Genomic DNA, 7497 nt, shown 5'->3' on the forward strand with positions numbered 1-7497 from the left:
TTATCGGCTTGGATCTGGGATCTGGCTTACGACGTTCCGGCGGAAGCACGCCCGGGGTAGCCGCAGGGCCCTCGGCTACGCGACCCGCGCGGCAGCGCTCAGGACGAAGCGCGAAGAGCCCGTTCCAGGGCTGCTCGTGCTTCATGCCACGGGATCCGCTCCTGCTCAAGCCGGCGAGGTGCTGCACCGGCTTGGAGCGTCTCGAGCGTCCGCTGTTCCTCGGGCGTAAGTGTCGCGTCCGGCGGATCCACGCGCATAGTCGGGTCGATGTTCGCGAGATGACCGTGCAGTTGCAGCGTCGCGCGGTCCATCATCACGGAACGCAGCGTGGGAACACGGGTCCGTGCTCGCGACAGCAGTGTGAAGCCGGCACGATCGAGGTCGCCCCAATAGAGGACGTCGGCAGGAATCCAGGGCAGGGCGACGAGGGTGTCGAGGAAGTTGCCGAGCGAATGGATGACCACCAGTCCCTCCCGGTCTCGGATAGGCAGGGCCGATTCCTTGTTCTCGACGACGAGCACGGCGGCGGGCGCCAGCGGCAGGGCCGCGATCTCTTCGATGGGCGCCCGGAGGTGCCGGATCCCGGCGATTCGGCGGCGATCCTCAGGATCGACGAGGATCACGTCGACGTGGGAGGGCAGCGGCTTCAGTCCGAGCGCGTCGAGCGTCTCCGGAGCGACCTCGCCGTCGTCCGCGATCTCGCCGTCGTCTGCAGCGGCCAGGTCGAGGGTCGCGATGACCAGAGCCCGGTGCTTTGCAAGCCACTTGGTGTGCAAACCCTCTACGGGGACCTGACGGATGGTCATCCCCGAGCGCGGATTCTTCACGAACCAGGTCCGCACCTGCAGCAGAAGGGAGAAGTCGTAATCGTCGAGTTCCATGATCCTGCGAAGCTCCCGACGCACTCGAGCGCCGATCGCGCCATCGTCTGTCAGCAGCTCGTACCGGTGACGCGCATGGCGCCAGTGGTCTGCGTCGTCCGCGAGCAGCGAAACGAGGCTCGTTACGTCAGGGATGTCGACGTGCGTACACACCTCCTGCGTGCCGAAGGGCACTCGGACCTGCGTCCTGCGGAGAGTCACCTGCGGATGGGCCATCGCCCATGCGCGCCATTCCAGCAACCAGGAGCGGACACCGACCTCATCCCGGATGATCTCGTCCGCTTTCGGGGCCCCGAGCGGGAAGCTGAACGGTCCGGCGGCTGGATCCTCAAGCCACTCCCGCCACCGAGCTCGGTACCTGGTGCGGATCTTCTCGACGGTCTCTTCGGGTGAACGCATCAGGCGATGGCCCCGTCCGTCAGTTCGGCGTCGAGGCTGAGGGCTTCCTCGATGGTCATCTCGTAGATGTGCACGCCCGACACGTTGGTCGTGTCGGTGCTGATGTACGCGACATTCTCGACATGCCCTTCGAAAGCCGTGGCCTTCTCTCGTGGTGCTCCGATGATCAACTGGAAACCGAGCGCGGACAGAGCACCGAGTGCGCGGCCTGTGTAGTCGGAGTCGGCCTTGACGAAGCCCTCGTCGAGGATGATCGAGGCGTAGACCGGGGCGTTCTCGCTGCCCTCGCCGAGGCGATAGCGGAGCGCGGCGCCGAGGATGAACGCGATGAGCTCCTGGCCTTCCCCGCCGCTCATCCCAGATACCCCGTCGTGGACGATCTCGACACCGTCTGGCCGTGTTTCGATCGCACGGAACTCAACCTGTTCGCGCGCATCGAAGACCCGCTTCCGCCATGCGTCACCGGTCTTGCTGAGGTCATCGAGCCGGCGGAGGTCCCGGCGGAGCTTGAGGAAATCGCGCTCGACGGTCTCAGCGTCCTCCGTTGCCAGCAGACCGAGGGTGTTGGAGGTGTGCGCGGTGATCTTGCCCATCAGGTCGGTGAGCTCGGGGCTGCGGCGCTCTGTGGATTCGATCGTGAGCCGGGACCCTTCTCGGAACGGGACCGTGCTCAGCACTTCTTTGATCGGTTTGAGCCCGCGCTGGATCTCGTGCCGGTCGTGATCGATCTGAGTGACGAGGGCGCGCAGCTGGCTGTTCATGTCCTCCTGCACCTTCTCCAGCCAACGCTGTTTCCTGCTGGGCAGATCGTCCTTCACGAGCTGCTCTCGGATCGCGAGCATGGCAGGCAGCGCCGCGATGTCTTCATCCACCTCGTCATACGCGCGATCGTCCAGGTTTCGATAGGCGCGGATGATGCCGAGCACGATACGTTCCTGGGACTCTCTATCCGCCACGTGACGCTCGACCTGGGACTTCAGATCCGAGGCAGCCTTGCGGTAGCTGTCCGTGATCGCCACCTTGAGACTCGCGGAACCGCCGATGTCATACAGGGGATCCGTGAAGCCGAGTTCACGGACGGCTTCCTTCTCTTCGGCGCTCAAGGGAGTGCTTTCGCGCATACCGTCCGCTGCGGCGTCGACGACGTCCACCAGCTGCGCCCATGCGGTGTTCATGGCCGTCATCCGCTGGAACAACGTCGCGACCTTGCCACCCGTTTCCTGAACGCGACGCTGCGCCTCGTGCAGGCGACGCCTCTGCTTCGACAGCTCCGGCGTATCGGCGTTCGCGATCTGCTCGTCGAGGTCGGCTATGCGCGCCTTCAGCGGCTCGACGTCTAGGCTGCTCCAGTCGAGCTCTCCAATGACAGCGGAGAGCTCACGGCACCGATCACGCACCGCCTGCACGGCAGCGGATGCCGCGTCTGACGCTGTCGTTGCGAGGTACAACTCACGTTCGGCGGCCTCACTCTGGCCACGGAGATCGTCCCTCAATCGCGTGGTGTCCCATCCGATCCACCGGTAGGTGACGCGGGTGTCGTCCTTTACGAAACGATCCTGCGATTCGGTGCGCATACCGGCACGGGTAACGCGACCGCGTACGCCGGGCGGTAACGGTTCGTCGAGCTCACGCGCGTCCTCGACGTACGCGACCGAGTAGTGGTTCACGAGTTCCGAACGCACCCAGTCGCGATAAGGCCCCTCGGTGACATCGAGGAGTTCCGGAATGGTTCCGGGAATCGGTGTGCGCGGGCTTGCCGACCCCGCACGATGCAGTCGCACCATGTTTCCTGTGTCTGTGCTGTTGACGTAATCCCGCACGACCTTCAGATCGCGGTCCGCCACGACGAGGTAGCGGGCAGCACCGAGCAACACGGAGAGCACCGCCTTCTCCCACCCCTGGTGCTCGGGTTTGACCTGCAGCAACTCGCCGAAGTACGGCATCCGCGCGGCCGGGATCCCCGTCGCGGTCTGGATGTCTGCGCGGAGCTTCCGCGCCCATTCGGGGACATTGCTGTTGTGGTCGAGCTCCTCGATCTGCCGCTTGAGGTCACGGACTTTGCGGTCCAGATCGCCCCACGCCAAGACGACGCCCTTCGACTCTCCGTTGAGGCGTTCCTCTTCCGCGCGCAGCTTTGTCAGCATGGCCATCGCGGTGTCCCGCAGCAGCTCAAGGTCCCCGGCCGACGCAGGCAGCGACAGGTCGAAGCCCGCCAGATCCTGTTGGACTTCCGCGCGGCGGTGTTCGATCGCGTGGAGCTTCTCCACCACCGACTCACGCCGAACGACGAGTGTCCCGGTCGGGTCACCGCCGGCAGCGACGATAGCCGCGAGGACATCGTCCGCTGTCTGCTGCGCCGCGTCGTTGTCCTTGACCGCCAGCTGGTGCTCGTCCTTGATCTGCGCATGAGCAAGTCGCGCGTCCTCGGCCTTGCGGTTCGCCCAATCGTGGAGGAGTTCGTCATGCCAGACCTTCAGGCGATCATCCGCACCCGTGGAGTTCAGCATCCGCTGCTTGTGGATGTAGCCCCGCTCTGCCACGTCATACCGCTCGGCCGCCTCGGGAAGACCCTCCAAGGTGTGCAGGCGCTTCCGCGCCTTCTCGAACTCGTCGTAGAGTCGCGAGGCCTCACGGTATGCCTCTAGCGCTGTCGCCCAGCGGTCCATCGCCAGCGGCTCTGTGAGGACGAACTCCTTGAACAGGGTGTTGATGTTGAAGATGCCTTTGGATGCCTGCGCCCGGCGCAGCAGCTGCATGGCCAGCTTCTGCGACTCCTCGGTGCGCCCCATCTGCATCGCAGTGCGCATCCGCTGGTGGATCCGACCCTGAGATGCGTCGATAAGATCCCCCCGCTCTTCGTTGATCAACGAGGCGAGTGTATGTCGCGTCAACGGCGAAGAGCCGGCTCGGTTCCCCGTGATCCCGTCCAAGCGGCGCAGGTCGAAATCGTCGTGGACGATGCCGTAGACGGTCGCGGCGTTGATCGCGTCCGACGTCGTGGTCTCCGACGCCACCCACGCTAGCCGCAGGACGGTGATGCGGCGGCCGTCGTCGTGGACCCAGGTGATCGCGGCGCCGCTGGGGAACCCGGGGCCGCCGACCGGTCTCAAGAAGGTGGTCGTCCCTGAGCGCGGGTTGTTCTCGTCCCGGCGTCTGTCAGTAAGGCCACGCGCGTATGTGTAGACGGTCCGCTCGCGTCTGCCCCCTTTGTCATCACGAGCTGCCTGGTTGAACTCCTGCGGATTGGGCAGGATCACCGAAGCCATCGCATCCAGCAGCGTCGACTTGCCACGCCCCGACGGGCCGAGGATGGCGGTGCCGCTGCGGCTGACACGCATCTCTTTGTGTCCTCGGTAGGCGCCCCAGTTCAGCACCTGGACTCGCTCGATCCGGAACTGGCGGTCCGCCGTGGACACGCTCACCATCCCTTGCCCTCCGATCCCCCTTCGCTTGAACGGTCAGGTTCTTCGATGAGTTCGCTCCTCTGTGACGAACCGCTCTCCGCGGTGTCAACGCCCTGCCGATAGAGCGCATCCAGGCGGGTGATCTCCTCGATTCCGATCAGGGCCGGCAGTGCTGGTGAGATCGAGAACAGATAGTCGGCATCCCGATCCTGCTGCAGCAGCTTGAGATCCACCAGCTGACCGATCGCAGTGCTGACACGGTTCGTGAACCGCACCTGGTTGCCGTCATCCTCGTTCCGGAATGCGCGCAGGAACTCCTCCAGCTCGGTGCGTGTGACCGTCACCGGCCCGTCATTCCCGTCGGAGTATGCGCATTCCTGGCGGAGGAAGATCAGCAGGAAAGACGCGTCCCGCGAAAGCGGCTTCTCCTGCCTGAGCAGCCGCTTCGGCGCATCTTCATCATCGACCCGGCGTTTGAACGCGACACGGGACTCGTCACTGATGTGCAGATCGAAGTAGAGATCGGCCAATCGCTCCTCGATCTCCGTTCGATAAGCGATCAGCGTCGCCCACCAGTCATCATCAGCTCGCGAGTTGTGGACGGTGAATCGGCTGGTCAACAAATCCGTCAACACGCGACGAGCCGGGCTGGGTAGACCTCTCCGTGGCTCGTCATCGAACGCTCCGCCGGAGGCCTCGGGATCGTCCTCGTACTCCCGATCGAGAATGGTCATGCGCTCTCCCTCGTCTCAAGGATGATGGGGGTATCGAAGACGAGATGCGGAAGAACCACCCGCAGCTCACGCTCCGGATCGGGGCTGAAGGTGACTGCCTCGCGATACGAAGGGTCCACGTTCCCGAAACTGATCGCGAGATCGAGGATGGCGACCAGCGCGCCCAGTCGTCGGAACTCCGTAGGCGTCTCCTCGAAGACGTCGGACCCGGTGACGACCCCGGATCTCTCCAGCAGCTGGTTGATCGTCCGCGCCACCACTCGTGGTGACGTCCCGGCCGCCAGCCGAAGCGCCGCCCGGTCTGCCTCGGGCAGTACCGCTTCCTCGTGCCGGGACTCGACCGCCATCCTCTGAGGACGCGGCTCCACCCACAGGCGAAGGCTCGATGCGTCGACCACATTGGCCACGCCGATCCCGAGCACGTCGTCTTCCATCACGCGCCTGCCCGGGGCCGCTGCCGACCACTCCGCGCCGGACGCCAGCGCCTGTTCGGCCACCGACAGCAGTCGCCGATGCCGCCCAGTGGCGGCGCGTGTCAGGAAGCGACGCAACGATCCCGTCCACCGCAGGTAGCTCTTCTGCACTTCGAGCTGCTCGCTCAGCAGCGTCGAGTACAGCGTCTCCAGCCGCTCTCTCTGCGCCGCTGTCATGTGCTCACGCGCGAAGTCCTGACTCAGGATCGTCGTGACGTCCTCCCGGAAGGAGTGCGCATCGGCCTGACTGAGCACCTGCGAGAAGCTGCGATAGGAACGCCCCTCCGCGGTCTGCCCGAGAAGATCGTGCTCGTGGAGGTAGTCGTCGACGAGTTCGGCTTTGGTCGGGCCATCGGCCAAGGCCCGCCGCGCGACGGCCTGGTGACGCTCCTCGACCAGTGTCCGCAGTTGACGGAAGTCCGCGGGCAACGAACGGGTCATACCCAGCACCTCGCCGAGCTGCTGGCGCATCTCATCGACAGTCGCAAGCCGTTCCTGACCATCCTTGATGCGGTCTCGACGGCGCTTCAGCTCCAGGATCTCCTTGTCGAGCCGTTCGACCTGCGCTTGACGATCGGGATTCGTCATCGTCGCCAGGGTGTGCACTGCGGAAGCGATATTGTGCAGCCGGGCACCGGTGACGGTCGACTCACCTTCGACGACCTCGCGGACGAACTGGATGGCGCGGAGCGAGTATGGCGAGAGGCGGTAGTGCACCCTTCCGTTGTCGTACTCGGTCTCCAGCCAACGGTCGTCGACCCATTTCCGGCAATACTCGGCAGGCGACCGCTCGGACTTACCCTGCTGACCGGCCTCAAGCGCTTCAGCCACCCGTTCGTGGAACCACTCCGCCGACACAGCGCCGTCAGCCGGCTCAAGGTGCTCGGCGAACAGCGGCAACACCCAGTCCCGTGAGTAGGCACCCAGCAGCTTCAGCGTCGGATTCTTGTCCAACGCCGTCGCCAGTTGGTCGGGCATTGCGGTCATCCGAGTCTCCCCTCTGACGCGCGTCGCGCTGCTTGCCGCCTGTGACATCCTTTCTCCCACATGCCGACGACATTCGGGCAGGACGGACGATTTTGGACCGGTGTGTCACGGACACCGAGCCCCATCACATCACCGACGGGCTCAGGAGAAGAGGGGTGCAAAGGCCATCACTCCGCGTTCGCTGACGACGGCTCCAGATCAAAGGATCAGCCCCGGGTGTCGCGAACGGTCGCGTAGTCGCCGCATCTTCGCCTGGCTTGGTCTCTCTGAGCCCTGATCCACCGGTCGGGTTGGCTTGTGTAGGGCGTGCCGGTAAGTGAAATGCCCTTCTGGTCTGGGAAAATGTTGAGTGCTGAAGTCAACGTTTCCGAGAACAGAGGGGCATCTCTTAAGTGAAAGCATCTCATGGTCTGGTGCCGGTGTTCGATGACGGCAACCTCGTGTCGCATGCGGGTCTGGTTCCGGTGCTCGCGCTGGCGGAGAAGGCGGGCCTGACCGGTCTGGTCGAGGCGTGTTCGACGCTTCCGGCGGCGAACGTGGCGGTGAAGGTCCGCACGATCCTTGGCGGGATGCTCGCGGGGGCGGACAGCATCGACGATCTCGATGTGTTGCGGTCCGG

Annotated in this window: 4 protein-coding genes and 1 pseudogene; 1 reads left to right on the forward strand and 4 read right to left on the reverse strand. The window is 64.7% G+C overall.

Features of this window, described 5'->3' with window-relative positions; all coding sequences use genetic code 11:
* Positions 1 to 98: 98 nt before the first annotated feature.
* From H577_RS17085 to H577_RS0111145, 4 genes are read right to left on the reverse strand one after another with little or no spacing between them, the layout of a single operon-like run.
* Positions 99 to 1280: a Wadjet anti-phage system protein JetD domain-containing protein gene (locus H577_RS17085; RefSeq protein WP_051191978.1), complete on the reverse strand. Its 1182-nt coding sequence runs from the start codon at positions 1278 to 1280 to the stop codon at positions 99 to 101.
* Positions 1280 to 4702: an ATP-binding protein gene (locus H577_RS0111135; protein WP_169566300.1), complete on the reverse strand. Its 3423-nt coding sequence runs from the start codon at positions 4700 to 4702 to the stop codon at positions 1280 to 1282. The genes H577_RS17085 and H577_RS0111135 overlap by 1 nt, the downstream gene beginning before the upstream one ends.
* Complete coding sequence (locus H577_RS0111140) at positions 4699 to 5418, reverse strand: DUF4194 domain-containing protein (protein WP_084516160.1); 720 nt, start codon at positions 5416 to 5418, stop codon at positions 4699 to 4701. The genes H577_RS0111135 and H577_RS0111140 overlap by 4 nt, the downstream gene beginning before the upstream one ends.
* Complete coding sequence (locus tag H577_RS0111145) at positions 5415 to 6878, reverse strand: DUF3375 family protein (RefSeq protein WP_029146012.1); 1464 nt, start codon at positions 6876 to 6878, stop codon at positions 5415 to 5417. Before H577_RS0111145 ends, H577_RS0111140 begins: the two co-directional genes overlap by 4 nt.
* Before the next feature lie 413 nt (positions 6879 to 7291).
* On the opposite strand from H577_RS0111145, the pseudogene H577_RS0111150 reads away from it, so the two are divergent.
* Positions 7292 to 7497, forward strand: a pseudogene (locus H577_RS0111150) (IS1380 family transposase); the annotation flags it as partial.

The sequence above is a fragment of the Microbacterium luticocti DSM 19459 genome (assembly GCF_000422405.1).
Classification (GTDB): domain Bacteria; phylum Actinomycetota; class Actinomycetes; order Actinomycetales; family Microbacteriaceae; genus Microbacterium; species Microbacterium luticocti.

What these genes read in the sequence shown, in the direction of transcription:
- H577_RS0111140 (WP_084516160.1), bottom strand. Translation starts at nt 5,418, where the DNA reads ATGACCATTCTCGATCGGGAGTACGAGGACGATCCCGAGGCCTCCGGC.
- H577_RS17085 (WP_051191978.1), bottom strand. Translation starts at nt 1,280, where the DNA reads ATGCGTTCACCCGAAGAGACCGTCGAGAAGATCCGCACCAGGTACCGA.
- H577_RS0111145 (WP_029146012.1), bottom strand. Translation starts at nt 6,878, where the DNA reads ATGACCGCAATGCCCGACCAACTGGCGACGGCGTTGGACAAGAATCCG.